Genomic DNA, 25,807 nt, shown 5'->3' on the forward strand with positions numbered 1-25,807 from the left:
TGTCAGGCATCGCCGAACCCGCCACCCCGACGGCCGTCATCGATCGCATATCGCTGGTCCTCGACGCCTTCGAGGGGCCGGGGCGGCTCACCCTGGCGCAGATCGTCAGGCGCACCGGCCTGCCCCGCTCGTCGGCGCATCGGATGCTCGAACGCCTGGTGCAGCTGCGCTGGCTGCGCCGCAGCGGCCGGGATTACGAGCTGGGCATGCGCCTGGTCGAACTCGGATCGCTCGCCGTGCATCAGGACCGGCTGGTGCGGGCGGCCGGCCCGCTGCTGGGCGAATTGCACCGCGCCACCGGCCTTGTCGTGCACCTGGCCGTGCTGGACGGCCCGGACGTGGTCTACCTGGACAAGATCGGTGACCAGAGGATCCCGACCCGGGTGGGTGGTCGCCAGCCCGCCCACTGCACCGCGGTCGGCAAGGCGATCCTCGCCTATCGCGACGAGGACGCCGAGCTCGATCTGCGGGTCCGCAAGACGCGATACTCGATCTCCAGCGGCAACCAGCTGGCCGTCGAGTTGGCCAGGGTGCGGGCCCATGGCGTCGCGTTCGAGCGCGAGGAGTCGCTGCTGGGCTTCGGCTGCGTGGCGGCACCGATCGGCGGGCCCGGTGAGGCGGTGGCCGCGGTGTCGGTCTGCGGGCCGATGAACCGCATGATGTTCGACCAGCGACTGACGGCCCCGGTGCGGATGACCGCGATGGGCATCTGGCGCAACGTCGAGGGCGGTCCGCAGCGCGTCGCTCCAACCCTGCAGCCGCTGCGCCCGTTGCGTCCCGCGGGTCCGGCGACGCGGCCCGCCCTTCAGTACGCGTGAACGCGGGCGGACGGGTCTTCGTGATCGACCGGGTGGTCACCCGACCCGGGTGCGCTCGACGATTCGTCGACGCCTACCTCGCCGAGTACGCCCCGGGCGCGCGGGAGCGCGGCATGACGTTGCGCGATGTCCTCGTCAGCCCGCCGATCTGGTTCGATGACGAAACCAACACCGTGACCATCACCTGGACGCTGCCCGACGTGCGGGCGTGGTGGGAGATGACGTGGAAGGGCAGGACGGACCCGGCCCTCGGTGAATGGTGGTGCGGCATAGCCGATCTCGTGCAGGAGCGGTCCCGCTCGTTCGCCGCGTCCGCCGAGGACGTGGACCGGCTTTGCGATGTTTAGCGTCACCAGGTTGTTGGACGTCGTCGAGGACGAACGCGACCGGATGCTCACCGCGTTGCGCTCGGCCGCCCGCGACGCCCAAGCGTCGCGCTGGGTGGTGCAGCCGACGCTGCCCGGTTCGCGTAACGGCGGCGACATTCTCCTGCACATGCGGTTCACTGGTCCACGCGAATGGGACTCTGTCGCAGGAACATTCAGCAAGCTGCTGCGAGACCCGTCGGTTGGTCGCGTCAACGGCGCGAGCTATCACGGCCGCCCCGCCAGCACGGATTGGTCGGCTCTTCCGGGGTCCGTCTATCGCACCCTGTTGTTGAGCGTGGTGCCCGGTACCGACCGGGCGACCATCGCCCGTTTTGAGGCCGATCTGCGGCTGATGCCGAAATACACTCGGACCATAACTGATTGGCAGCTCAGCCGTGTAGACGAAGCGTCCGGCGCATCGGCGTGGACCCACGTGTTCGAACAGCACTTCACCGACGTCGACGGGCTCATGGGCCCGTATCTGACGCACCCCATCCACTGGGCGGTCGTGGACCATTGGTTCGATCCCGAATGTCCCGGAGTCATCGTGCGCGATCGCGTTTGCCATAGCTTCTGTCTCAGTGCTGCTGCGGTTTTGAGGTAAGCGGAAGCCGTGAGTGTGCGGCCATGCGGCACCCGGACGTTGTGCTTCGCGTAGTCTCTACCCGTGCGCTTCTCCTGTCGCGTCGAAAGGCCGTGCACCGCGCCTGCCGAGGTCGTTTATGACCTGCTCATCGACGTCGACCGGTGGCCGGATTGGTTGCCCGGCACCCGAAGCGCCGATTGGGACGACCCCGGAGGCGCCGGTACACGGGAAGACGCCATACGCCGAGTCGTGGTGAGTGGATTGACCATGCGCGAAAAGGTTTTGGTGGCCGACCGCCCGCACCACCACGCCTACACCATCTTGTCCGGAATCCCGGTCGCCGACCACCGCGCGGATGTCGACATCCGTGACAAACCTGGCGGGTCGCTCATCGTCTGGCGGGCAACGTTTCGTTCGCGAATCCCCCTCGCCGGACCACTCGTTTGGGTGCTGCTGCGCATGAGCATGCCCAGAATGGCCGCTGCCCTGGCCGAGGGAGCCGAGCGCCGGCCGGTGTGACGCGGCCAGGCCACTCGCATTTGACCCCAGTTAGAGCCCCGCGGCCCTGATATTCGGATTGGCCGTCGGCGGTGGCGGCAACGGCGGCAACAATCGGGTGCCATCCAGGCTATGCACGGGCAGTTGCTGCGACCAGGGAAAGTGCAGGCTGAACGCGACGAGTCCGGTGCGCTCGGCGGCCGGCAGGTGGCACATCGCCAGCACGGTCTCGGCCAGGTATTCCACCGGCTCGGTCGGGAAGCCATCCGGAATGAGCTGGGCCGCACCGGGTGTGCGAACGGCCGTCGACGGGCCGACGCAGTTCACCGCGATGCCGGCATCGAGCAGTTCGGCGGCGACGCCCTGGGTGAAGCGATGCAGCGCGGCCTTGCACGACGCGTAGATCACGTCGCCGGAGGTCTTGTTGTAGTCGCGATACGGTCGCACCGGGGCGACGCCGGTCACCGAGCCGATGTTGACGATCCAGCCCGCGCCCCGCTTGCGCATCTGCGGTACAACGGCTTTGGTCAGAACGAACGGTGTGCGCAGGTAGTGCTCCACCGTGCGGTCGAACGTTTCCAGACTCATGTCCTCCACCAGACAGTAGTCCGCGAAACCCGCGTTGTTGACCAGGATGTCGATGCGGCCGGCGCGGTCGACCACCTCGTCGATCAGCCCGTTGCGCTGCCCGGCATCCTCGAGGTCGGCCGCGACGGCGAACGCGTTCCCGCCGGCGGCCTCGATCAACTCGACCGTCTCGCCGATGGTGCCGGGCAGCGTGCTGGCCGCTCCACCGCGCACGGACGACGACGCGTCGTGCGAGCGGGCCGTGACCGCCACGGTGGCGCCTTCCGCCGCTAAGCGGAAGGCGATGGCCCGGCCGATCCCGCGGCTACTGCCGGTGACCAAAGCCGTCCTCCCGGAGAGCAACCCGGTCATCGCAACTCGAAATCGCCCTCAACGGGTACCCGGTGATCACGCCATACGTCGAGCAGCCGGTAAGGGAAGGCCGTCACGATCCGCCCACCGCCCGAACGGTAGTACGTGTGCGCGGACGGGGTGTGACACCACACGGTGCCCTCCATCGTCGCGTCGATGTCGGCGACGTAGTCGTCGTAAGCGCGCTGCTTCACTTCGATGGTCGACGCCGCTCGCAGCGCCATCAGCTGGAGGCATTCCATCACGTAGTGCACCATCACCTCGACGCCGAAATTGTGTCCCGCGCCGTGTCCCGGGCTGTAGTTGGGCGCCGACGAGATGAACAAGTTCGGGAACCCGGGGACGGTCCCACCGCGGTAGGCCCGCGGCCGGTTGCCCCACTCCTCGGCCAGCCTCTTGCCGCCGCGCCCCTCAATGTCCATGGTGGACAGGAAATCCAGATGATAGCCGGTCGCGTAGACGATGACGTCCAAGTCGATCTGCCTGCCGTCGGCCGTCACGATGCCCGCCTCGTTGACACGGGCGGGTTCGCTCGCTTCGACGTCGACGTGCTCGCGGGCCAGCGCCGCGTAGTACCCGCCGGGATCCCGGATGATCCGCTTGCCGTAGGGCGCGAAGTCCGGCGTGACCTTCCGGGCGAGTTCGCTGCCCGCGCCGAAAACGTCGTCGATGTACTTCAGGCACATCTGCAGCAGCGCGTCGTTGGCCTGCGAAATGGACAGATGGTCGCGCGCCCATTCGGCGTCGTACAAGATCACGGGATAGTTGTTGTCCGCGGTTCCCCAATAGGATTTGAGCCGAATCCAATTGGCGTAGAACGGCAACCGGGTGCCCAGCCACCGCTGATAGTCGGGCACGTCATCGGTCAGCCGCCGCCGCGGCGCCACCCAGTGCGGCTGGCGCTGGAACACCGTCAGGTGCGACACCTCATTGACGCACGCGTCGACGATCTGCACCGCGGTGCATCCGGCACCGATGATGGCAACCCGCTTGCCGGTCAGATCGAGGCCGGGATCCCACCGCGCCGAATGGATTTCGACTCCCGCGAAAGTCCCCCTTCCGTCCAGTTGCGGCCAGCGTGGCCGGTTGAGGTAGCCGGCGGCCGGGATCACCACATTGGCGTAGCTGATCTCGCTGGCACCGCCGGGGCCCACCGCACGGATCTGCCACTGCTGACGCTCGTCGTCCCACCGAAGGGCTTCGACTTCGGTACCGAAGCGGGTGCGTTGCCGCAGTCGGTACTTGTCGGCCACCGACACCAGATAGGACTGATACTCCCACCCCATCGGGTAATAGCTGGACCAATCGCCGTTGATGTCGCGCGACAACGAGTAGTACGCCGAGGGCGTGTCCACGCCGATACCCGGATAGGTGGTCGTGTACCAGGTGCCACCGACCTCGTCGTGGCGGTCGAAGATTTCAAAGTTCACGCCGGCGTCGGCCAACTCCAACGCGGCGGTCAATCCCGCGATGCCGGCGCCGATGATCGCCACCCGAAAGTCGTCGGGGAGCTTCGCGGTGCGAGGCAGCACCGGCTGGGGCGGTTGGAATCCGCCCTGCTCCAACAGCAGCGGGAGGTATTCGGGGTCGATCGTTCCGCCGAGCGCGACCGGCGCGATCCGCGCGAACAGGTCGGGGTCGTCGGCCCGGGCGGCGTGCGGGGGCCGGGGCACTTGCAGCGCGCTGACCATAGCCTCGACGATGGCCGCCCGCGTCTCCGGGTCGGTCGTGCCCGCCTGCTCCGGCGGGTCGGGCACGTGGGTGATCTTCGGCGCGAAGCGGTCGACCACCCCGGGGTCACCGGTGAGCTGCGCCAGCACCGCGACGAGCACGCCGGGGTCGGCGCGAAGCAGGTTGGCCCGCAGTTCGTCGCGATCGACGCCCACGGGCCCGGTGCGGTCGGCTCTCGCGGTTGCGCCCGTGCTCATGACGCCGAGTATCGCCGCCGCCCGTCGGCATCGGGTGGCCCTTGTCTACTCAGCGGGACACCGGGGACAAACCGTCGAGTGTCGGCGCCTACGGTGGCCGGCATGCAGTTGGGCGAGTTGGACGTCAGCGTCGCGCGCGCCCGCGGCCACGCGCTCGGCGATATCCCCCGCCGGTCGGCGCGCAGGCACCCGGACAAGATCGCGATTGTCGACGGCGACGTCGTGCTGAGTTTCGCCGACTTCGAGAACCTGGTAGACCGCGCGGCCGCGGCGTTGGGCGACAACGGTTTTCGGGCCGGCGATCGGTTGGCCCTCCTGTCGCACAACTGCTGGCAATATGCCGTACTGGCGTTCGCCACGGCGCGGGCGGGGGTGGTCCTCGTCCCGGTCAACTTCATGCTCACCGCCGAGGAGGTCTCCTACATCCTCGGCCACAGTGGCGCACGGGGATTCATCGTCGAAGCGGACTTGACACCCACCGCGGAGCAAGCCATGCGACTGGGTGGCTCGGTGACGACGAAGGCGGCGCTGGCGCCGCCCGGGCGGTCCGCGCCGGTCGGCTGGCCCGACTTCGCCGAGTGGCTGAGCACCACCTCGACGGCCCCACGCCCCCACATCGATGACGACCAGCTGCTGCGCCTGATGTACACCAGCGGCACCGAATCGCGCCCCAAGGGCGCCATGCATACCAGCCGAAGCCTGATGTGGAACTACATCAGCACGATCCTGGCCGGCGACATGTCCGCCGACGACGTCGAGATCCATTCGCTGCCGCTCTACCACTGCGCGCAACTCGACAACTTCCTGGCCACCGATGTCTATCTAGGCGCCACCAGCATCATCCTGCCGCGGCCGGACCCCGAACTCGTCCTGCGCACCATCGAGCGCTACGCCGTCACCAACTATTTCGCCCCACCGACGGTGTGGATCTCGTTGCTGCGATCACCCCTCTTCGACACCGTCGACCTGTCCAGCCTGCGCAAGGGCTACTACGGCGCCTCGGCGATGCCGGTCGAAATCCTCAACGAGATTCGGGAGCGCCTGCCGCGCATGAGGTTGTGGAACTTCTACGGCCAAACCGAAATGGCGCCGCTGGCCACCGCGCTCGGGCCCGACGAACAGGACGCGCACGCGGGTTCGGCGGGGCGGCCGGTCGCCAACGTGGAGACCGCGATCCTGGACGACGCGGACAAGTCCGTCGTCTCCGGAACAGTCGGTGAAATCGCCCATCGCAGCCCGCATTTGATGCTGGGCTACCTGGACGATCCGCAGCAGACCGCCGAGGCCTTCCGGGGCGGCTGGTTCCACTCCGGCGACCTCGGCTACTACGACGAGAACGGGCTGCTCCATGTCGTGGACCGCAAGAAGGACATGATCAAGACCGGCGGGGAAAACGTCGCAAGCCGGGAAGTCGAAGAGGTCATCTACCGGCACGGCGGCATCGAAGAAGTCGCGGTCTTCGGCCTGGCCCACCCTATTTGGGTCGAGGCCGTCGTCGCGGCGGTGGTGCTGCGCGACGGCGTCGACCTCGCCGAGGACGACGTACTCGCGCACTGCCGCGCGCACCTGGCCGGGTTCAAGACACCGAAGCGGATCTTCCTCGTCGATTCCCTACCGAAGAACCCCAGCGGCAAGCTGCTGAAACGCGTGCTGCGCGAGCGATTCAGCTCGGGGTGGAAGATACGGTGATGGCCTCTTCCCGGCTGGTGCCGCCGATCGCGCTCGACCCGTTGTCGACACAGGACCTTCGCGACGAGGTGCGGCAGTTCCTGGACGACCAACTGGCCGCCGGGGCGTTCACCCCGTCGGTGGACGCCTGGCTGTCGGGATGGGACGAAAACTTCACCGCCGCGCTCGCGGCGCGCGGCTGGTTGGGAATGACGGTGCCCGTCGAATACGGCGGCCACGGGCGCTCGTTTCTGGAGCGGTTCGCCGTCACCGAGGAGCTGCTCGCCGCCGGCGCCCCCGTCGCCGCGCACTGGATCGCCGACCGGCAGATCGTGCCGTCATTGCTGAAATACGGCACGGAGTCACAGAAGCTGGCCTTCCTGCCGCGGATCGTGCGCGGCGAGTGCTTCTTCGCCATCGGCATGAGCGAGCCGGAGTCCGGCTCCGACCTGGCCAGCGTGCGCACCAGGGCGCTGCGCGTCGACGGCGGGTGGTCGCTGACCGGCACCAAGGTGTGGACGTCCGGGGCGCACCTCGCGCACGCGTTCATCGTGCTCGCCCGCACGGCGCCACTGGATCCAGAGCACCGGCACGCCGGACTGAGCCAATTCATCGTCGACCTGCGGGGGCCCGGCGTCGACGTGCGCCCGATCGTGTCGATGAACGGCGCCCACCACTTCAACGAGGTGATACTCGATGAGGCGTTCGTCCCCGACGAGATGGTGTTCGGCGCAATCGGTGACGGCTGGCGGCAGGTGACTTCCGAGCTGAGCTTCGAGCGCAGCGGACCCGAGCGGTACCTGTCGACGTTCGTCCTGCTCGCGGCCTGCGCCGACCGGATGGCCGCGAACGCCATTCCCCGCAACGCGGAGCTGGGGAGGCTCGTCGCGCGAGTCGCCGGTCTGCATCACATGTCCACCGCGGTTGCCGGCGCGTTGGAACGGCGCGAGCCGGCCGATATCCCCGCCGCCCTGGTCAAGGTGCTCGGCACGACCACCGAGGGCGAGATCGCGGAGTTCGCCGACCTGCAGGACTCCCCCGACCGGATCTTCGCCGCGTTGGTGCGTGCCGGCGTGGATCAACGGCCGGGATTCACCCTGCGCGGTGGCACCAACGAGGTGCTTCGCGGGGTAATCGCCCGCGCATTGGGGCTGCGGTGAGCGCCGGGCCTTCCGTCGACGAAGCCCTGGCCGACATGATGGGCGCCGTCTTCGGCGCTCACCGCGAAAAGCTCGGGAGCGAAACGATCGTCGAGCGGGGCTCCGGTCTGTGGCGGCAGCTCGCTGAGCTTGGTCTGCTGCGCCTCACCGGTGCGGTCGAGCACGGCGGCAGCGGGGCCGGGTGGTACGAGGCGGCCGAACTGCTGAACGCGGCGGTGCGCAACGGTATTCGAATTCCGCTGGCGGAGCACGACTTGCTGGCGTGCTGGCTCCTGGACGCCAGCGGATTGGGCGCCGACGGCGCGGCGCGCACAGTCTGCGTGGTCGACACGCGCGGCGTCGCGACGCACGTGCCATGGGCGAGCACGGCCGAACGCGTGGTGGTCGTATGGCGCGCCGACGGGCAGTACCGCGTCGCCGACGCCGCGGCCGAGATGCTCACCATCACCCCCGGCGCCAATTCGATCGGTGAACCACGTGACACCGTGGCCGCCGAGCTCTCCGGCCTGCAGGGAACGCCCATCGGCCCGACCCTGGTCAGCCAGCTGCGGCTGAGGTCGGGGTTGGTGCGGGCGATCCAGGTGTGCGCCGCCCTGGACGAAGCACTGGGACTCTGCATCGAGCACGTGACCTCGCGAACGCAGTTCGGGCGCCCGCTGGCGAAGTTCCAAGCGGTTCAGCACCTGGTTTCCGACGTTGCCGCCGAGGCCGCGCTCGCCCGGGCCGCGACCGAGGCGGCGTTGGCGGCCGGCGTCCGGGGCGAGTGGTCGAGCCCGACGCTGGAATTCCTGGTGGCCGCGGCGCGTTCGTGTGCGGGCCACGCGACCTCCGTGGTGGTGAGGAACGCCCACCAAGTGCACGGCGCCATCGGCACCACCCGCGAGCACCGCCTGCACGAATTCACCAGGGCCGCGCTGGCGTGGCGGTCGGAGTTCGGTTCGATGCGCTACTGGGACGACGTCGTCACCGAGGCCGCCATGCGCGTGAGCGCCGGGGGTTTGTGGAGCCTCATCACGGAGTGATGCGGATGTGTTCCACTCATCGGGCGGTCACCGTGCCGTCGCGCCCACAGTGGAGTTTCATTCGATGCCATGAACCACGACATCACGCTGTCGGAACTGCAGGAGTTCATCGGCGAGTTCTGGTACCACTACGACGAGGCCCACTACGACGAGCTGGCGCTCCGATACGCCCATGACGTGCGCTATGTGACCAGAAGTGACTCGGGCGCAAGTCCTTTCGAGGACCTGATGTCTCCCGAACTCAACGGCCGAGACGCGGTGATCCAGTGGTTGTCCCAGCACCGCATGCAGAGCCCGTACCCGCTGCGCCACCACGCCACCAACATCCACCGCACCGGCGCCGACGGTGACGTCATCCGCGCGCGGTTCTACATCCTCGTCAACCAGATCGCCAATTACGTGCCGTTCGCGGTTTCCAGCGGGGTTGTCGACGTCGCCGTCCGGCGTGGCGACGATGGGTTGCAGTTCAGCGAGATGGACGTCGTTCTCGATGCGACCAACTCGGTCCTGCTGGCGGACCTGCACGCCGACAGCACCACCCCCTGATGACCGCCCGCGGCATCTTCGCCGGCGGCGTCGCCGTCATCACCGGCGCCGGATCCGGGATCGGTGCCGGTTTGGCGCGGCACGCCCACCGGCTGGGCATGACCACGGCGCTCGCCGACATCGACGCCGACGGCATCGCCGCGCTGCGCGACGAACTGTGCGCGGCCGGAGGGACGGCCGTCGACATCGTCTGCGACGTGCGTGATCCCGAGGCGGTGCAGGACCTCGCGGACCGGGTCTATCGGGATTTCGGCGCGGTGCGGCTGCTGGTGAACAACGCCGGTATCGAACAGTTCGGCTATCTGTGGGACACGCCGGTGACGAACTGGCAGCGCGTCGTCGACATCAACATCAGCGGAGTCTTCTACGGCGTGCGCGCGTTTCTGCCGAAGATGATGGCCGTCGACGAGCAGGCGTGGGTGTGGAACGTTGCGTCGGTCGGCGCCGTAGTGACGATGCCGTTGCAGACGCCCTACCTCGTGAGCAAGCACGCCGTGCTGGCCATGACCGAATGCCTTTGCACCGAGGTCCAATTGGCGGGACACGACCACCACATCCATGTGCAGGCGGTGTTGCCCGGGCCGGTGGTGTCCAACATCTTCGAATCCGCGGGGGGTGTCGACGCCACGGCGGCCGCTGATGTCGGCGCCGCGGAGACGCATCGCGAAGCGATGCTCGACATCAAAGCGGTGGCGATGGACCCGTTGGCGGCCGCCGAAACACTGTTCCAACAGGCCGCCGAAGGCCGCTTCTACCTGCTCACTCACCCGGAAGTGGGGTCGGCGATGGCGGAGCGCGCGGAAGTGCTTGCCGCGCAACGACGGCCCGTGCTGCGCACGGAACGCCGGTTCGGTGCGCAGCGGCTCTGACATGGGGGCCTGCCAGCTGGACCCCGACGCCGCCGCCCGCGTCGCTTCGTTCGGTGATGTTCCACCGATGCGCCAGCGCGGGCTCGCGGCCGTGCGCGCCGCGCTCGAATCCGCGCCACCGCCCGAGTCGATGGCCGAGATGGCCGCCGTCACGGAAGCAGCCATTCCCGGTCCGGCGGGTGACATCCCGGCACGGGTCTATCGCCCCGACGCCGGAAGCGGTGGACCCGTGCTGGTGTATTTGCACGGCGGTGGGCTGGTGATGGGGTCGAACCACTCATTCGAGCCGCTGGCCCGTGAGCTGGCCGCGGCGTCTGCAGCCACCGTCGTCGCGGTCGGCTACCGCCTGGCCCCGGAGTGGCCGCCGCCCGCGCAGTTCGACGATGCGTACGCCGCGACGGAATGGGTGTCACGGAATGCTCGTCAGCTGGGGGTCGACCCCGAACGGCTCGGGGTGATCGGCGACAGCGCGGGCGGCGCATTGGCGGCCGGCGTTGCGCTCGCCGCGCACGACCGTGGCGGTCCGCCGATCGGCGTGCAGGTGCTGCTGTATCCGGGCCTGGATCGCGACATGACGGCCCCGTCCGTCACCGCCCTGGCGGACGCCCCGATGCTCAGCCGCGACGACATCGAGTACATGCACTCCCTGGCCGACGGGGACGCGGGCCCGCCCACCAGCCCGTACCTGGTGCCCGCCTACGCATCCGAGCTTGCCGGCCTCCCCCCGGCGATCGTCGTCACCGCGGAGTGCGACCCGATCCGGGATTGGGGTGAGCGGTATGCGACACGGCTGCGCGACGCCGGCGTGCAGACCACCCTGACCCGTTATCCCGGGATGTGCCACGGATTTCTGATGCGTTCCGACGCCACGGCGCGGGGCCGGCTGGCCATCGCCGAGATCGGCGCGCTCCTGCGGGCCAAGTTCGGCCATCCGGTTCGGGCTTGACGTCCCGGTGACCGGGCCATGGCCCCCCGCACCGGAATCGCCCCGCCCACAATCAGGGCACGAACTGCAAAAGGAGACAGCCGATGCTCACCGACGACCGGCGGATGGAGCTTTCCGACGTGTTGCGGCCCGCCGCGCCGCCCCGCGAGGTCGACAACGTCTATACCGACGACCAACGCGAACGCCTGCTGGATGTGGTACGCACCGAGGGGCCGTGGCGGTTGATCATCGCGCAACACTTCGCGTCGCCCGATGAGCTGATCGCCACCATGAGCGGCCTTTTCCCAGAAGGCTTCACCCCATCGCTCGACCTGTTCCTGACACCGACCTTCCGCGGCTACCTGGCCAACTACGGCGCGGTGCTCTACCCAGAGCTGCACGACTGCTTTTACAACGCGCGGTTCCTCGAGATGGCCAAAAGCTACTGGAACGCCCAGTACGCCAAGCCCCAGCTGATGCTGTTCAACATCAACGGGCCGTGCGCCAACCGCGACCCGGGACATCTGGACTCGCCGAGCTTTCGCGGCGTGCGTCACGAGAACGCGCCGACCTGGCTCACCAGCGTGATGGGCAAGTCCGGCCTGTTCGGCGACTACCTGGTCAAGATGGCGCAGGTGATCACGTGGTTCTCGCTCGACCCCGGCAGCGGGTTCACCTACTGGCCCGATGGTCCGCTCAAGGCCCCCAAACGCGTTCTGCCGCCGATCAACAACCGCGGCGTGGTGGTGCAGAACGAGATGATGGTGCACCGCGGCGAAGCGAGCGGGCCACTCGAGCACCAAATTCCGGCCGGGTTGTCCTTCGACACCGTCTTTTCCGGCGACCCCGAGGACCCGAATCAGTGGTTGCTCAAGAACGGCGACGAGGTGATCGCCCGCCACCACACCGACCAATTGCGGTTCCTGGTGCACTGGTCGGCCGAGGTATTCACCGACCACGACGAGCTGAAGAAGAACATGGAGGGCTCGCACGACCTGACCATCGAGAAGGCCATCGACATCATGGTCGACGACCTCAAGGGCAGGGGCATCAAGCTCGACATCCCCAGCGAACCATTGCACGACCCGGCGTTCATCAGCGCGCTCAACGCCGGCTACGACCTGGGCGGCCCTGCTCTTTACCCCGAAGAGGCACCCATCAGCGCATTCCAGCTCGCATGACCGAAAACCTCACCGTCGAGCGTCGAATTGTTTGGGTGAAAGGCCTTCAACGGCGCGATAATTCGACGCTCGGCGGAAGATGGGTCATGCGCCGTCGACGATCGACAGCTCGCCGGCCGCGACGGCGCGCTCGATCGATTCCCGCAGTGCCGAGCAGGCCAGGAACACCACGCGGTGGTCGCCGGCGATCCGGACGGCGTCCGCACGCTCGACGCACCGGGCCGTCGCATCGGCGTTCCACTGCACGCTGGTCTGGTTCCAGCTGCTTTTGCGAGCAAGCACCTGCGCCCCGCACCTGCGGCACCCCACGGGGCGCATCGGCATCTCGTCGAGGCGATTGTCCTGCCGCGCAGACGAATCGAGCGACATCACACTAGCCGGCGCCCTGCGCGGCCATGTTGGCCTCGACCTCTTTCATCCACGCCTCGTAGGGCCTGGTGGTGTCGAGCTCGAACTCGAAGCGGTCCACCATATCCGGTTGGACGTCGGCGGCGTCGACGTAGAACTGCTGGTACCAGCGGCGTAACTGGTAGACCGGGCCGTCCTCCTCGACGAGAAGCGGGTTGTCGATGCGCGCCTTGTGTCGCCAGATCTGGACGTCCTGTTCGAACCCGATCTTGACGAAGTCACCCAGGCTGACCGCGGTCTTCAGCGCCTCATCGCCGGGCAGGTTGTCCGACTTCTTGACGATGATTCCGTATTGCAGCACAAAGGAATTCGAGTCGATCGGATAATGGCAGTTGATCAGAATCGTCTTGGCGTCGCCGTCGGTGTAGTGGTAGGTCAGGTCGTCGATCATGAAGGACGGCCCGTAGTAGGACGCCACCGACGTGGTCCCCAGCATCGTGGTCCCCTCGGGGCTCCCGATGTCGGGACGACTCCCGCCGTTCATGTACTGCGTGGCCACATGCCCCTCGAAGATGTTCTTGAAGTACGTGGGCAACGAGCCGTGGATGTAGAAGAAGTGGGCCATGTCCACCACGTTGTCGATGATCTCGCGACAGTTGCTCTGCACGACGGTGGTGTACCAGTGCCAGTCCGTCCACTCGTCGCTGGTGGCGCCCTCGATGCGCGGGATCGTGACCTCCGGCGGCGGCGGTTTGCGCTCCGGGTCGTTCCACACGAACAACATTCCGTCCTGCTGCAGCGTGGTCCACGCCCCGGTGCGCGCCAGCTTCGGCGTGCGCCGGCTGTAGGGCACTTGCTTGCACCGACCGTCCCCGCCCCAGCGCCAGTCGTGGAACGGACAGGCGATCTCGTCCCCCTTGACTTCGCCCTGCGAAAGATCACCGCCCATGTGCCGGCAGAAGGCGTCGAGGACGTTGATGGTGCCGTTCGCGCCGCGGAAGACGACGAGCTTTTGCCCGAAGGCGTTGACCGCGTGCGGCTTGCCATCGCCGAAATCCCGGATCAAGCCCAGGCAGTGCCAGCCGCGGGCGTACCGCGTCGGCACGGCCTGCGCTTCGATCTGCCGAATCTCGTCGACCTCGGACTGCGTCGTCATGGGGAAGATTAAACTCCCGTCCGCCCGTTCGCGGGGCCGCTTGTTCCCACTGATCAGGACGCCTCTTCCGCTGCCGGGCGGCGTCGGCATACGGTTTGCGCGTGAACCCCCAGAGCACGACGATTCCCGCCGGGCTTCCCGTGGCCGATACGACGGTCGACCTGCTGGTGATCGGGTCCGGGACCGGCATGGCCGCGGCATTGGCCGCCCGCGAACTCGGGCTGTCGGTGCTGATCGTGGAGAAGTCGTCGCACGTGGGTGGGTCGACAGCCCGGTCGGGCGGCGCGTTGTGGCTACCCGTCAGCCCCGTGCTGCGAGAAGCGGGCGCCGGGGACTCCCGCGAGCGCGCCGCCGCGTATTTGGACTCGGTGGTCGCGGGTTCGGCCCCACCGCAACGATCGGCGGAATTCCTGGCTCAGGTGCCGGCGACGGTCGACATGCTGCGCCGAACCACCCCGCTGCGGCTGTTTTGGGCCCGTGACTACTCCGACTACCACCCCGAGGAGCCGGGTGGCAGCGCGGCGGGCCGGACGTGCGAATGCCACCCCTTTGACACCTCGATCCTCGGCCGGTACCGCACCCGGTTGCGGCCCGGCGTGCTCGAGGCCGGCGTCTCGATACCGACCACGGGCGCCGACTACCGGTGGATGAACCTCGTGGCCCGGGTGCCGCGCAAGGGCATTCCGACGTTCGGCAAGCGGGTGGCGCAGGGCCTCGGCGGCAGGCTGATCGGTCGGCGCTACGCCGCGGGCGGCCAGGGTCTGATGGCCGGGCTGTTCGCGGGGGTGCTGCGCGCCGGTATCCCGGTGTGGACCGGCTGCCCGCTCGTGCGCCTGGACGGCGACGGCAAGCGCGTGACGGGCGCGGTCGTCGACCATGACGGGCGCGAGGTGACGATCACCGCCCGGCGCGGAGTGGTGCTGGCAACCGGCGGTTTCGACCACAGCATGGACATGAGGTGGAAGTTTCAGTCCGAGTCGCTGGGCGCCAATCTGAGCCTGGGTGCCCCATCCAACACGGGCGACGGCATTCGTGCGGGGCAGGAATGCGGCGCCGACATCGCGTTGATGGATCAGGCCTGGTGGTTTCCCGCCATCGCGCCCCTGCCGGGCAGGGCGCCGGCGGTGATGCTGGCCGAACGTTCCCTGCCGGGAAGTCTGATCGTCGACCAGAACGGCCGCCGCTTCGCGAACGAGTCCGCGGATTACATGTCGTTCGGCCAGCGATTGCTCGAGCTGGAGCAGTCGGGCAGCCCCGTGGACGCGATGTGGATCGTGTTCGACCAGCGGTACCGCAACAGCTATGTCTTTGGCGCCGAACTGTTCCCGCGCATGCGCATCCCGCAGGCCTGGTACGACGCGGGCATCGCGGTGCGGGCGGACAACCTCGGCGCGCTGGGCGCCCGGATGAACGTTCCGGCGCCCGACTTCCGCGAGACGATGACTCGCTTCAACGAAAACGCCGCTGCGGGTGAGGATCCCGACTTCGGCCGGGGGCGCAGCGCCTACGACCGCTACTACGGCGACCCCACGATCAAGCCGAACCCCAATCTGCGCCCGTTGCTCAGGGGCCCGTTCTACGCCGTGCAGATGGTGCTCAGCGACCTCGGCACATGCGGCGGACTGAAGGCCGACGAGCGCGCACGGGTGCTCCGCGAGGATGGCAGCGTGATCGCCGGCCTGTACGCGATCGGCAACACCGCCGCCAACGCGTTCGGCACGACGTACCCGGGCGCGGGGGCGACGATCGCGCAGGGCCTGGTGTACGGCTTGATCGCGGCCCGCGATGCGGCGGCCCGAGAGGCGACGGGCTAGCGGCGATCGCGAGGGCGGCGAGGCCGGGCGATGGGGGTACCTCCCGCTTGCGGGGGACGGGTCGCCGCCATCGCGGCGATCGCGAGGGCGGCGAGGCCGGGCGATGGGGGTACCTCCCGCTTGCGGGGGACGGGTCGCCGCCATCCGATCAGTCCGCTTTGCGTTTGGCCTCGACCTGCTTCTCGACTTCACGCCAGTAGCCGGGCATCGGGCGCGGCTGCCCGAAGCCCCCCTTGGCCGCCTTCTTCAGGATGGCGTCCGCCTCGTCGATGTCCTTCATCAGTTCGAGCGCGAATTCGCGCTCCGCCGCGTAGTACTTGGCCGCCCAGCGCAGCGCGATCACCGAATACGCCCACGCGGGTTGGGCCTCGGCGCCGTCGGCGTCCTCGACCGCTTTGCGGTGCCTGGCTTCGGCGTAGGCGACGTGTTCGGCCAGCAGCTCCTTGAGCCGGGCCGGGTTGCTCAGGTGACCGAACGTCACGCGCAGCAGGACGCTGTGCTTGAGCACCGGGGGGTCCACCGGGGCGTTGTTGGTCCAGTCGGTGACGGCGGCCATCCCGGCGGGGGTGATCTTGTAGAGCCGGCGACTGCGCGTGCCCTCGTCGTGCTCGACCCGTGAGGTGACCAGGCCCAGCCCCTCGAGCTTCTTCAGCTCGGTGTAGATCTGGCTGTACGACGGGCTCCAGTAGTACAGATCGACGCTCCAGTCGATCCACTTTTTCAGGTCGTAGCCGGAGACCTCCTCCTCGTAGGACATCATGCCCAGCAGCGCCCAACTCGTGGCGGCAAGCGCCGCCTTCGACTTGTTTTCGCCGGTAGGGTCCGGTTCGGAGTCCACGGCGCAAGGTTAACAACCCAAGACGAGGATCGGTTTGACGCGGACCGCTGGGCGGGATGCGGTGATGGCTAGCAGGAGCACTAAAAGATGAAGTTCGCCTTCCCCCTGCCGCACATGGTGCGCCTGCCCGCGATGACGCAGCCCTGGGAGGCCGCGGTCACGGGGCCCGACCAGACCCGGATGGTCAAATGCGCCGACCGCTGGGGTTACGACATGATCGCCGTCCCCGAGCATTTCGTCATCCCCGCCGAGCACGTCGGGCTGTCGGGGCCGCACTACCTGCACTCGACCGCGGCCCAGGCCTACATCGCCGGGGCGACCGAGCGGGTCGCCGTCAACTCGTGCGTCACCATCCTCCCGCTGCACCAGCCGATCGGCCTGGCCAAGGCTCTGGCCACCGCCGACTGGATGAGCGGGGGCCGGATGATGGTCACCTTCGGGGTGGGTTGGCTGGCAAGGGAATTCGAGCTTCTCGGGGTACCCTTCGGCGAACGGGGCCGCATCGCCGACGAGTACCTGGCGGCCATCATCGAACTGTGGACCAGCGATGCGCCGCGCTTCGACGGCCGCTACGTGTCGTTCGACGGCATCGCGTTCGAACCGAAACCGGTTCAGCGGCCCCACCTTCCGATCTGGATCGGCGGCGACGCGGACGCGGCGCTGCGCCGGGCGGCGCGGTTCGCGTCCGGCTGGTGGCCGTTCCTCACCCCGCCCGAGCGGATCGCCGAAAAGCTCGACTACATCAAGTCCCAGCCCTCCTACGACGGCCGGCCGTTCGAGGTGATGCACGGGCTGAGCACCAACCGGGTCGGCGAAGGACACGTCGCCCGCGACGACCCGAACGCCCGCCCCGGCATGAGCGCGCAGGCGATCGTCGACCGGTTGGGCTGGCTCGCCGAACAGGGGGTGACGATGAGCGCCGTACCGATTCCCGCCGTCGGCGGCGTCGACGAGTACCTCGACTACGCGCAGTGGGTGATCGAGGAGATCAAGCCCGCAGTGCCGTGACCCGTCATCGAATCGCCAAGCCGCGCCTGCGAACCCACAACACCGCGACGGCCGTACCGAGGACCCAGACGGCCACGGCGATGGCCAGGTGCACGAAGCTCTTGGTGTCGCGGCCGAACACCGGCCAGATCAACGCCGGCACCTTGGTCCAAAGCACCTGGTGCTCCACCCCGTTCATCGGGTCGGCGACGTAGTAGACCGCATAGGGCAGGGTCAGGGCGGCGATCCAGCCGCCGGTGCGGCGCCGATCGGCGCGCTGGCGCCAGCGCCGCGTCAGCGGCTCGACGCCCACCGGGTGCAGCGCGGAGATGAGGTTGCCCAGCCCCAACCAGGACACGATCGGCACCGCGACGGTGGGGATCGTGATCCCGAGCCGCCCCGGCGTTTCCAGGCACAGGGTCAACACCATGGCCGCCACCAGGGTGGGCAGCCCGACGATCGCAAGCAGGGCAAGGTTTTTGATCACCAGGATCCGCCAGAACGGCACGCCGTCGGACAGGCCGGCCAGGACGCGGTAGTGGTCGGCGCCGAACAGATTGGTGGTGGTGACGTCGGCCAGCACCCACGACGAGAAGTAGGTGCCGATCAGGATCACCCAGTCGGTGTGGTGGCGCCCGACGGTCAGCGGCTGCACCAGCAGCCATGCGGCGGCGAAGATCACGTTGGCGACCACGCCCATCAACCAGGTGCGCGGCGAGGTGAACGCCCACCGGATCTCGGCGAGCACCGCCGCCGCGCCGGGCTTTTCGAAGTCCTTGGCGGCCCGCCGGGCCGCTGCGGGGCGGGGCGCCGACGCGCGCACGGCGGCGCGCAACGCGGCACGCGCGCGCGGGTGCATCGGCCGGTGCGGATCGGCGATGTCTATGGTCACTCGGCAGGCCCGAACTTCATGCCAGGCAGGATAGCGACATGAACCGCAAGCGCGTCGTTATTGCCGGGCTCGGAGACGCTGGTGTCCTGGCCGCGATCCGGTTGTCGGGTCACGCCGACGTCGTCGGCATTTCCGTCAAGCCGGCGCTGGTCAGTGGTCAGGAACTCGGCGTTCGGCTCTCCCGCCCGCACGATTGGGCCCGCGATTACTGGATTCCGTTCGACAGGTTCCGCCGCCTGGACGGGGTGCGGACGGTTCAGGCGCAGCTGACCGGGCTCGACCTGTCGGGGCGCACCGTCCTGGGCACCCGCGCCGACGGCGCCGCCCTCGCCGAGGAGTACGACGCGCTGATCATCTCGACCGGGGTCAGCAACGGCTTCTGGCGCCGGCCGACGCTGCAGTCGGCCGCGGAGGTGGGCGCGGAGCTGCGGGCCGCCCATGACCGGCTGGCCGCCGCCGACTCGGTCATCGTGGTGGGCGGCGGCGCGGCGGCGGTGAGCAGCGCGCTCAACATGGCCACCACCTGGCCGGGCAAGCGGATCGACCTGTACTTCCCCGGGCACTCGGCACTTCAGGCCTACCACCCGCGGATCTGGGGACGGATCCAGGCACGGCTCGCCGGCCTCGGTGTCGGCATTCACCCAGGCCACCGCGCGGTGCTGCCCGACGGCTTCCCGGGCGACGAGATCACCGGCGAGCCGGTGCGCTGGAGCTCCGGCCAGCCCACGGCGGCCGCCGACGCGGTGCTCTGGGCGATCGGGCGGGTGCGGCCCAACACCGATTGGCTGCCGCCGGAACTGCTCGACGAGCGCGGCTTCGTCCGGGTCACGCCGGAGCTGCGGGTACCCGGACAGCGCGGCGTCTTCGCGGTGGGCGACGTCGCGGCGACCGACCCGCTGCGCAGCTCGGCCCGCAACCGCGGGGACGCGCTGGTGGCCCGCAACGTCCGCGCCGAGCTGACCGGCGGGAAGTTGGGAACCTACCGCGCGCCGACGCGGCGGTGGGGGTCGTTGGTGGGCATCCAGCCCGACGGGCTGGAGGTTTTCATGCCGACCGGCCACGCGTTCCGGTTCCCGTTGTGGTCGGTCGAACGGGTGGTGATGCCGTGGATCGTCCGGTGGGGCATGTATCGCGGTGTGCGGCAGAACAATCCGCTGGGGTGATTCAGCGGCTGTTGAGCAGCAACATCAGGCCGTAGTCCATGTGGATCTGCTGGTGGCAGTGCAGCAGCGACAGGCCGGGCTGGTCGGCGACGAAGTCGACGTCCATGCTCTGATAGCCGCCCAGCATCGCGACGTCCTTGCGCACACCGGCGGTGGGCGTGCCGGCGAATTCGGTGATTTCGAACGTGTGCCGGTGCAGGTGCATCGGGTGCAGGTCGTCGCTGGCATTGCGGAAGCGCAGCCGGTAGCGCTCGCCCCGGCGCACATCGAGCACGGGCTGGTTGGCGGCCATGGCGAAAGCCGTGCCGTTGATCGTCCAAGCGTTGAAACCGTCGTCGGCGGCGTTGCGCTTCTCGATCAGCAGCTCGATGGTGTGGTCGGGCGGCGGGACGGCCGCGGGGCGCGCGAATAGCCGGTAGTCCCACGCGAACGGCGGCGGCGCGGTCCAGACCGGGTCCTCGCCGCGCCCGGCGTATTCGACCACAACACCCATGCCGCGGCCCCGGTCATCGTCGGCCAGGTCGCCCAGCACCCACACCCCCGGATTCGTCATGCGCACCAACGCGGAGACGCGTTCCCCGGCGCCGAGCCACAGCACCGGCACGGGCGCGGGGTGGGGCACCGGGTTGCCGTCCAGCGCAATCACGTTGAAGGCGTGCCCGGGCAGCGCCAGGCTGCGGGTCTCGGTGGCGCTGCCGTTGAGCACGTGCAGCAACACCAGCTGACCGGTGCGCACCCGGATGGGATCGCCGTGGCCGAGCGCGCGGCCGTTGATGGCGAACGCCGCGTAGCCCACTTCGAAGCCGCGCGGGTCGCCCCGGGCCAGCGAGGCCGCCATCGACGATTCGCCCCGCGCCCGCAGATCCGGGTCCGGGGCGCCGGCCAGGAAATCGCTGGCCATGTCGCCGCCGCGGCTCAGCGAGGGCTCGAATTCCTTGAGCGTCAGGAAGATCTCCTGGTCGTAGCCGCCTCCGTTGTGGCGGGGCTCGATGTAGACCGGGCCGACCAGGCCGCTGTACTGGCCGCGCGACAGGTCGGCGCGCGGCACCACGTGGGTGTGGTAGAAGCGGAACCCCGCAGGCCCGGGGACGAAGGAGATCCGTCGCATGCCGTGCGCGGGGATGTAGGGTGTGCCCTCCTCGGCAGCGCCGTCGACGTCGACGCCCACCTGTTGACCGTGCCAATGCAGCTGCTCGGCGGAATCGGTGTCGTTGAAGACATCGACCACCGTCCGCCGGCCCTCGGTGAACCGCAGCAGCGGGCCGGGGAATTGGCCGTTGTAGGTCAGGGTCGACACGACGTGGCCGGGCGCCAATTCGACTGCGCCGGTGGCGATCCGCAACGTGTAGTCGGCCTTGTCGCCGGACCGTGCGCAGCCGGCCAAGGCCCCGGCGCTTCCGCCCGCGGCCAGCGCGGCCCATTTAAGGAACTCCCGCCGATCCGGCGACATCGTCATCGCCTCCGGGGACAAGCGTCCAGGACCGGTGACGGGAAGTCGATGCCGCGGTCCAATTCGCTTGCCAATCAGCGGGATTCGGGTATGTGGCGCCAACGGCGGGCTGCCGCCGTCGTAGCCGAGAATACCTCAAATCCCTTCTGCTAGGTTGGCGTCTGCGCGCGCGTGAGGAGAACGATTGTCCGACAGCGACACCGGCGAGCTCCGCCGAAGCCTGGGCCTGTTCGACGCGGTGACGATCGGGCTGGGCTCGATGATCGGCGCCGGGATCTTCGCCGCGCTCGGCCCGGCGGCGCGCGCCGCCGGCTCGGGGTTGTTGCTGGGACTGGCGGTCGCCGCGGTGGTGGCCTACTGCAACGCCACCTCGTCCGCGCGGCTGGCCGCCCGCTACCCCGCCTCCGGCGGCACCTACGTGTACGGCCGCGAGCGGCTGGGCGCCTTCTGCGGATACCTGGCGGGGTGGGGTTTCGTCGTCGGCAAGACCGCCTCGTGTGCCGCGATGGCCCTGACCATCGGTGCCTACGCGTGGCCGGCGCACGCGCACCCGGTGGCCGTCGCCGCCGTGGTCGCGCTCACCGGCGTGAACTACGCCGGCGTGCAGAAGTCGGCGTGGCTCACCCGTGTCATCGTCGCCCTCGTGCTGGCCGTGCTGGCCGCGGTGGTCGTCGCCGCGTTCGCCTCGGGGACGGCGGTCACCGACCACCTCCGCCCGTCGGGCGCCACCGTCGGCGGGGTCATCCAGGCCGCGGGGCTGTTGTTCTTCGCCTTTGCCGGCTACGCGCGCATCGCCACCCTGGGCGAGGAGGTGCGCGACCCGGCACGCACCATCCCGCGCGCGATACCTGTCGCGCTCGCCATCGCGCTGGCCGTCTACGCCCTGGTGGCGGTGGCCGCGCTCGCGGTGCTGGGGCCGCAGCGCCTCGGCCGGGCGACGGCGCCGCTGGTCGACACCGTGCGGGCGGCCGGCGCGGGCTGGCTCGTTCCCGTCGTGCAGGTGGGCGCGGCCGTCGCCGCGCTCGGCTCGCTGCTGGCGCTGATCCTGGGCGTCTCGCGCACCACGCTGGCGATGGCCCGTGACCGCCACCTGCCCCACGCGCTGACCGCCGTGCACCCGCGGTTCGGTGTCCCCCACCGCGCGGAGCTATTGATCGGCCTGGTGGTGGCGATCCTGGCCGCCACCGCCGACCTGCGCGACGCCATCGGGTTCTCCTCGTTCGCCGTGCTCATCTACTACGCCGTGGCCAACGCTTCCGCGTTCACCCTGGGACACGGTGAGGGCCGCCCGCACCGCGCGGTTCCGATCACCGGGTTGGTCGGCTGCGTGGTCCTCGCGTTCGCGATGCCGCTGTCGTCGGTGGTGTCCGGCCTGGCGGTGCTTGCCATTGGCGTCGCCGCCTACGCGATTCGGCGGGTCCGCGCGAAATAGGGGTGGCGCACTGATTCGATAAATGCTTATATAGAAGAATGTCGAAACAGCAGGCATGCTGCCCCACCCTGGGAACGGCGGCCATGGCCGAGTCCCACGCGTCGGAATTGGCAACGATGTTCAAGGCGCTGGGCGACCCGGTGCGCCTGAGGTTGTTGAGCCTGATCGCCAGCAGCCCCGGCGGCGAGGCCTGCGTCTGCGAGATCTCGGCGACCTTCGACCTGTCGCAGCCGACCATCTCCCATCACCTCAAACTGTTGCGCTCCGCCGGGCTGGTGGACTGCGAGCGGCGTGGCACCTGGGTGTACTACTGGGCGATTCCCGCTGCGCTACAACAACTTTCATCGGTGCTGCAGCCGTGACGGGCACACACACGTCGGCCCCCAGCGCGGCCGCGACCCGCCTGTCCACCATGGACCGCTTCCTGCCGGTCTGGATCGGCGCGGCGATGGCGGCCGGCCTGGCGCTCGGCCGGATCGTTCCGGGCCTGGGCTCGGCCCTGGGCGCCGTTGCCATTCAAGGTGTTTCGTTGCCGATCGCGATCGGACTGTTGGTGATGATGTACCCGGTACTGGCGAAGGTTCGCTACGACCGGCTCGACGAAGTCACCGGCGACCGCAAGCTGATGGTCACCTCCGTGTTGCTCAATTGGGTGGTCGGCCCGGCGGTGATGTTCGCGTTGGCCTGGGCGCTGCTGCCGGACCTGCCGGAGTACCGCGCGGGCCTGATCATCGTCGGCCTGGCCCGGTGCATCGCGATGGTCATCATCTGGAACGACCTGGCCTGCGGTGACCGCGAGGCCGCGGCGGTGCTGGTCGCCCTCAATTCGCTGTTCCAGGTGGTGATGTTCGCGGCGCTGGGCTGGTTCTACCTGTCGGTGCTGCCCGGGTGGTTGGGCCTGCCCCAAACCGGCATTCACGTCTCCCCGTGGCAGATCGCCAAGGCGGTGCTCGTCTTCCTCGGCGTTCCCCTGCTGGCCGGGTACTCGTCGCGCCGGCTCGGCGAACGGTTCCGGGGCCGCCACTGGTACGAGACGCGGTTCCTCCCCCGCGTCGGACCGTGGGCCCTCTACGGGCTGCTGTTCACCATCGTGATTCTCTTTGCGCTGCAAGGTCATCAGATCACCTCCCGCCCGTGGGACGTGGCCCGGATCGCGATCCCGCTGCTGGCCTACTTCGCGATCATGTGGGCCGGCGGGTACGCCCTGGGGCTCGCGCTGCGACTCGGCTACGCCCGCACCGCCACGCTCGCGTTCACCGCGGCCGGCAACAACTTCGAGCTGGCGATCGCGGTGGCCGTCGCGACGTACGGCGTCACGTCCGGGCAGGCCCTCGCCGGGGTCGTCGGCCCGCTGATCGAAGTGCCCGTTCTCGTGGGTCTGGTCTACGTTTCGCTCGCGCTGCGTTCCCGGGTGTTCGCCGATGGCCGATAAGCCGAGCGTCCTGTTCGTCTGCGTCCACAACGCCGGGCGCTCACAGATGGCGGCGGCCCTGCTGAGCCGGCTGGCCGACGGCCGCATCGAGGTCCGTTCCGCCGGAACGCAACCCGCCGACGAGGTAAACCCCGTCGCCGTCGCCGCCATGGCCGAGCTGGGCATCGACGTGACCGCGGCCCGCCCGAAGGTCCTCACCGGCGAAGACGTGCAAGCCAGCGACGTCGTGATCACCATGGGCTGCGGCGATACCTGCCCGTATTTGCCGGGAGTGTCCTACCGCGACTGGAAAGTGCCCGACCCCGCAGGCCAGCCGCTGGCCACCGTGCGCGCGATCCGCGACGACATCGCCCAGCGCGTCCAAGCGCTGATCGCCGAACTCCTGCCCACCGCAACGCCATAGCGCGCACCGAAGAAAGGACACCCCATGTCTCGCGTGCAATTAGCCCTCAACGTCGACGACCTCGACGAGGCGATCGCGTTTTACTCCAAGCTGTTCAACGCTGAACCGGCCAAGGTCAAACCCGGCTACGCCAATTTCGCGATCGCCGACCCCCCGCTCAAGCTGGTGCTCCTGGAGAATCCCGGCCACGGCGGCAGCCTCAACCACCTGGGCGTGGAGGTCGCCTCGAGTGACACCGTGCACGCCGAGATCGCCCGCCTCACCGAGGGCGGGCTGGTCACCGACGAGGAGCTCGACACCACCTGCTGCTACGCCAACCAGGACAAGGTGTGGGTCACCAGCCCCGGCGGCGAACGCTGGGAGGTCTACACCGTGCTCGCCGACTCCGAGACCTTCGGAGAAACCAGCGACGAACCCTGCTGCCAGTCCTAGGGGCACCGCGCGATTCCGGCGCGGGCCGAACGGGAAGACTGAGCGGATGGCCGAACCCGGAGAAGACGCCTTCGAAAAGCTGGTCGCCCTGCTCAACTATCCGATGTTCGTCGTGACCACGCGGGCCGGGGGCGTCGCGGCGGGCTGCCTGGTCGGATTCGCCAGCCAGACCAGCATCCACCCGCCCCGATTCCTGGTGGGGCTGTCGAAGAAGAACCACACCTTCCGGGTCGCCGGCGACGCGACCCACCTCGCGGTGCACGTCTTCGACCACGACCACCTGGACACCGTGGAGCTGTTCGGCACCCAGACCGGCGACACGACCGATAAGTTCGACCGCTGCTCGGGGCGGCTGAACAGCCTTTCGGGGAGCCGGCCGCTGCGGCTGATCACCGCGATCGGGGGCGGCACGGTTCGTTCCGAATCGGTGAGCCGCACCGGGCCGTAGTTCTCGGCGCGCGCGGTGCCGGCGCCCACCAGGACGACGTCGGCGAAGCCGCGCAGGATCCTCAGCAGCTGTTGGTCGGTGGGGCACGACAGCGGGCCGGCCCGGCCGGCGAACGCGGCGGCGCCGTCGGCGCTGAAGATCATGTTGGCCCGCACGCCCTGCGGCGGATCGGCGTAGAACGACGCGAGCTCGGTGATGCCGGCGACGGTGCCCACCCGGGGGATCACCGCTACGCCTCGTGGCCGGGTTCGAGGTGCCGGACGTCGCCGAAGGACACCCAGCTCTCCAGTTCGCGCGGCGGGCTGCCGTCGACGGGCGCGAGCAGATGCCCGACGTGGTCGCCCAGCGAGAAACGCTCGAGGATCTCGCCGACGAACCAGGCCGCCGCGTCGTCGAGGATGGGCAGCTGCGCCGGGCCGGTGTGCCACGAGCAGCGGTCGAACTTATCGGTCGTGTCGCCGGTCTGGGTGCCGAACAGCTCCACGGTGTCCAGGTGGTCGTGGT

25 protein-coding genes and 3 pseudogenes are annotated in these 25,807 nt (G+C 69.0%); 19 read left to right on the forward strand and 9 right to left on the reverse strand.

Annotated elements, in window-relative coordinates; all coding sequences use genetic code 11:
- The first annotated feature begins 8 nt into the window (after positions 1–8).
- The 4 genes from A5680_RS21750 to A5680_RS25450 all read left to right on the forward strand — a co-directional run bounded on the left by A5680_RS21750 (position 9) and on the right by A5680_RS25450 (position 2,291).
- A complete protein-coding gene (locus tag A5680_RS21750; RefSeq protein ID WP_156675200.1) occupies positions 9–818 on the forward strand; it encodes an IclR family transcriptional regulator in 810 nt (269 codons plus the stop codon).
- Entirely contained in the window at positions 815–1,165 is a 351-nt protein-coding gene (locus A5680_RS21755; protein WP_055403666.1) for a hypothetical protein, read from the forward strand. Before A5680_RS21750 ends, A5680_RS21755 begins: the two co-directional genes overlap by 4 nt.
- Positions 1,158–1,790: a Dabb family protein gene (locus A5680_RS21760; protein ID WP_067823044.1), complete on the forward strand. Its 633-nt coding sequence runs from the start codon at positions 1,158–1,160 to the stop codon at positions 1,788–1,790. Before A5680_RS21755 ends, A5680_RS21760 begins: the two co-directional genes overlap by 8 nt.
- A gap of 63 nt (positions 1,791–1,853) precedes the next feature.
- On the forward strand, positions 1,854–2,291 hold the full coding sequence (locus A5680_RS25450; RefSeq protein WP_082970450.1) for an SRPBCC family protein: 438 nt from the start codon (positions 1,854–1,856) through the stop codon (positions 2,289–2,291).
- Positions 2,292–2,321: 30 nt separating this feature from the next.
- On the opposite strand, the gene A5680_RS21770 is transcribed toward A5680_RS25450, so the two are convergent.
- The gene (locus tag A5680_RS21770) at positions 2,322–3,209 is read right to left on the reverse strand and encodes an SDR family NAD(P)-dependent oxidoreductase (RefSeq protein WP_067823049.1); all 888 of its coding nucleotides are present in this window, start codon (positions 3,207–3,209) and stop codon (positions 2,322–2,324) included.
- On the reverse strand, positions 3,206–5,137 hold the full coding sequence (locus tag A5680_RS21775) for an NAD(P)/FAD-dependent oxidoreductase (protein WP_067823052.1): 1,932 nt from the start codon (positions 5,135–5,137) through the stop codon (positions 3,206–3,208). The genes A5680_RS21770 and A5680_RS21775 overlap by 4 nt, the downstream gene beginning before the upstream one ends.
- 102 nt (positions 5,138–5,239) lie before the next feature.
- On the opposite strand from A5680_RS21775, the gene A5680_RS21780 reads away from it, so the two are divergent.
- The 7 genes from A5680_RS21780 to A5680_RS21810 all read left to right on the forward strand — a co-directional run bounded on the left by A5680_RS21780 (position 5,240) and on the right by A5680_RS21810 (position 12,508).
- Positions 5,240–6,826 carry an acyl-CoA synthetase gene (locus A5680_RS21780; RefSeq protein ID WP_067823055.1) on the forward strand — a complete coding sequence of 529 codons (1,587 nt, stop codon included), beginning with the start codon at positions 5,240–5,242 and terminating at the stop codon, positions 6,824–6,826.
- On the forward strand, positions 6,826–7,965 hold the full coding sequence (locus tag A5680_RS21785; protein ID WP_055403661.1) for an acyl-CoA dehydrogenase family protein: 1,140 nt from the start codon (positions 6,826–6,828) through the stop codon (positions 7,963–7,965). The genes A5680_RS21780 and A5680_RS21785 overlap by 1 nt, the downstream gene beginning before the upstream one ends.
- Positions 7,962–8,987: an acyl-CoA dehydrogenase family protein gene (locus A5680_RS21790; RefSeq protein WP_231977669.1), complete on the forward strand. Its 1,026-nt coding sequence runs from the start codon at positions 7,962–7,964 to the stop codon at positions 8,985–8,987. Before A5680_RS21785 ends, A5680_RS21790 begins: the two co-directional genes overlap by 4 nt.
- 69 nt (positions 8,988–9,056) lie before the next feature.
- Positions 9,057–9,533: a nuclear transport factor 2 family protein gene (locus tag A5680_RS21795; RefSeq protein WP_067823058.1), complete on the forward strand. Its 477-nt coding sequence runs from the start codon at positions 9,057–9,059 to the stop codon at positions 9,531–9,533.
- Positions 9,533–10,402: an SDR family NAD(P)-dependent oxidoreductase gene (locus tag A5680_RS21800; RefSeq protein WP_067823061.1), complete on the forward strand. Its 870-nt coding sequence runs from the start codon at positions 9,533–9,535 to the stop codon at positions 10,400–10,402. The genes A5680_RS21795 and A5680_RS21800 overlap by 1 nt, the downstream gene beginning before the upstream one ends.
- Position 10,403: 1 nt before the next feature.
- Entirely contained in the window at positions 10,404–11,348 is a 945-nt protein-coding gene (locus A5680_RS21805; protein ID WP_067823064.1) for an alpha/beta hydrolase, read from the forward strand.
- Positions 11,349–11,431: 83 nt separating this feature from the next.
- The gene (locus A5680_RS21810; protein ID WP_067823067.1) at positions 11,432–12,508 is read left to right on the forward strand and encodes a hypothetical protein; all 1,077 of its coding nucleotides are present in this window, start codon (positions 11,432–11,434) and stop codon (positions 12,506–12,508) included.
- An 84-nt stretch (positions 12,509–12,592) separates the two neighbouring features.
- Here A5680_RS21810 and A5680_RS21815 read toward each other — a convergent pair whose 3' ends face one another.
- Together A5680_RS21815 and A5680_RS21820 are read right to left on the reverse strand one after the other, a co-directional pair.
- Entirely contained in the window at positions 12,593–12,877 is a 285-nt protein-coding gene (locus A5680_RS21815; RefSeq protein WP_067823135.1) for a ferredoxin, read from the reverse strand.
- Positions 12,878–12,881: 4 nt separating this feature from the next.
- On the reverse strand, positions 12,882–14,012 hold the full coding sequence (locus A5680_RS21820; protein ID WP_067823069.1) for a Rieske 2Fe-2S domain-containing protein: 1,131 nt from the start codon (positions 14,010–14,012) through the stop codon (positions 12,882–12,884).
- Positions 14,013–14,113: 101 nt separating this feature from the next.
- Here A5680_RS21820 and A5680_RS21825 point away from each other — a divergent pair, with 101 nt between their 5' ends.
- The gene (locus tag A5680_RS21825) at positions 14,114–15,826 is read left to right on the forward strand and encodes a 3-ketosteroid-delta-1-dehydrogenase (RefSeq protein ID WP_082970451.1); all 1,713 of its coding nucleotides are present in this window, start codon (positions 14,114–14,116) and stop codon (positions 15,824–15,826) included.
- Positions 15,827–15,974: 148 nt separating this feature from the next.
- Here A5680_RS21825 and A5680_RS21830 read toward each other — a convergent pair whose 3' ends face one another.
- On the reverse strand, positions 15,975–16,664 hold the full coding sequence (locus tag A5680_RS21830; protein WP_055403655.1) for a PadR family transcriptional regulator: 690 nt from the start codon (positions 16,662–16,664) through the stop codon (positions 15,975–15,977).
- Between the two features lie 87 nt (positions 16,665–16,751).
- Between A5680_RS21830 and A5680_RS21835 the strand changes: the two genes are divergently transcribed.
- Complete coding sequence (locus tag A5680_RS21835) at positions 16,752–17,672, forward strand: TIGR03619 family F420-dependent LLM class oxidoreductase (RefSeq protein ID WP_067823072.1); 921 nt, start codon at positions 16,752–16,754, stop codon at positions 17,670–17,672.
- Between the two features lie 4 nt (positions 17,673–17,676).
- On the opposite strand, the gene A5680_RS21840 is transcribed toward A5680_RS21835, so the two are convergent.
- Positions 17,677–18,510, reverse strand: coding sequence for a hypothetical protein (locus A5680_RS21840; RefSeq protein WP_197281259.1), 834 nt, complete (start codon positions 18,508–18,510; stop codon positions 17,677–17,679).
- A 71-nt stretch (positions 18,511–18,581) separates the two neighbouring features.
- Here A5680_RS21840 and A5680_RS21845 point away from each other — a divergent pair, with 71 nt between their 5' ends.
- Complete coding sequence (locus A5680_RS21845; protein ID WP_067823076.1) at positions 18,582–19,706, forward strand: FAD-dependent oxidoreductase; 1,125 nt, start codon at positions 18,582–18,584, stop codon at positions 19,704–19,706.
- Position 19,707: 1 nt separating this feature from the next.
- Here the strand turns inward: A5680_RS21845 and A5680_RS21850 are convergent, their stop codons facing one another.
- Complete coding sequence (locus A5680_RS21850) at positions 19,708–21,162, reverse strand: multicopper oxidase family protein (protein ID WP_067823141.1); 1,455 nt, start codon at positions 21,160–21,162, stop codon at positions 19,708–19,710.
- A gap of 178 nt (positions 21,163–21,340) precedes the next feature.
- Between A5680_RS21850 and A5680_RS21855 the strand changes: the two genes are divergently transcribed.
- The 5 genes and pseudogenes from A5680_RS21855 to A5680_RS25455 all read left to right on the forward strand — a co-directional run.
- On the forward strand, positions 21,341–22,588 hold the full coding sequence (locus A5680_RS21855) for an APC family permease (protein WP_067823079.1): 1,248 nt from the start codon (positions 21,341–21,343) through the stop codon (positions 22,586–22,588).
- Positions 22,589–22,626: 38 nt separating this feature from the next.
- Positions 22,627–22,950, forward strand: coding sequence for a helix-turn-helix transcriptional regulator (locus tag A5680_RS21860; protein WP_067823082.1), 324 nt, complete (start codon positions 22,627–22,629; stop codon positions 22,948–22,950).
- A 50-nt stretch (positions 22,951–23,000) separates the two neighbouring features.
- Positions 23,001–24,423, forward strand: a pseudogene (arsB, locus tag A5680_RS21865) (ACR3 family arsenite efflux transporter).
- Positions 24,424–24,447: 24 nt separating this feature from the next.
- Positions 24,448–24,855, forward strand: a complete 408-nt coding sequence (locus tag A5680_RS21875) for an ArsI/CadI family heavy metal resistance metalloenzyme (RefSeq protein ID WP_055403649.1) — start codon at positions 24,448–24,450, stop codon at positions 24,853–24,855.
- Positions 24,856–24,901: 46 nt separating this feature from the next.
- Positions 24,902–25,201, forward strand: a pseudogene (locus tag A5680_RS25455) (flavin reductase family protein); the annotation flags it as partial.
- Here A5680_RS25455 and A5680_RS21880 read toward each other — a convergent pair.
- Together A5680_RS21880 and A5680_RS21885 are read right to left on the reverse strand one after the other, a co-directional pair.
- A pseudogene (locus A5680_RS21880) lies at positions 25,195–25,530 on the reverse strand (dihydrofolate reductase family protein); the annotation flags it as partial. The pseudogenes A5680_RS25455 and A5680_RS21880 overlap by 7 nt on opposite strands.
- Positions 25,531–25,532: 2 nt before the next feature.
- Positions 25,533–25,807, reverse strand: a 275-nt coding sequence (locus tag A5680_RS21885) for a flavin reductase family protein (protein WP_197499804.1), incomplete at its 5' end; no start/stop codon positions are given.

This window comes from Mycobacterium sp. E2989 (assembly GCF_001667595.1).
In the GTDB taxonomy this organism is placed as follows: Bacteria; Actinomycetota; Actinomycetes; order Mycobacteriales; family Mycobacteriaceae; genus Mycobacterium.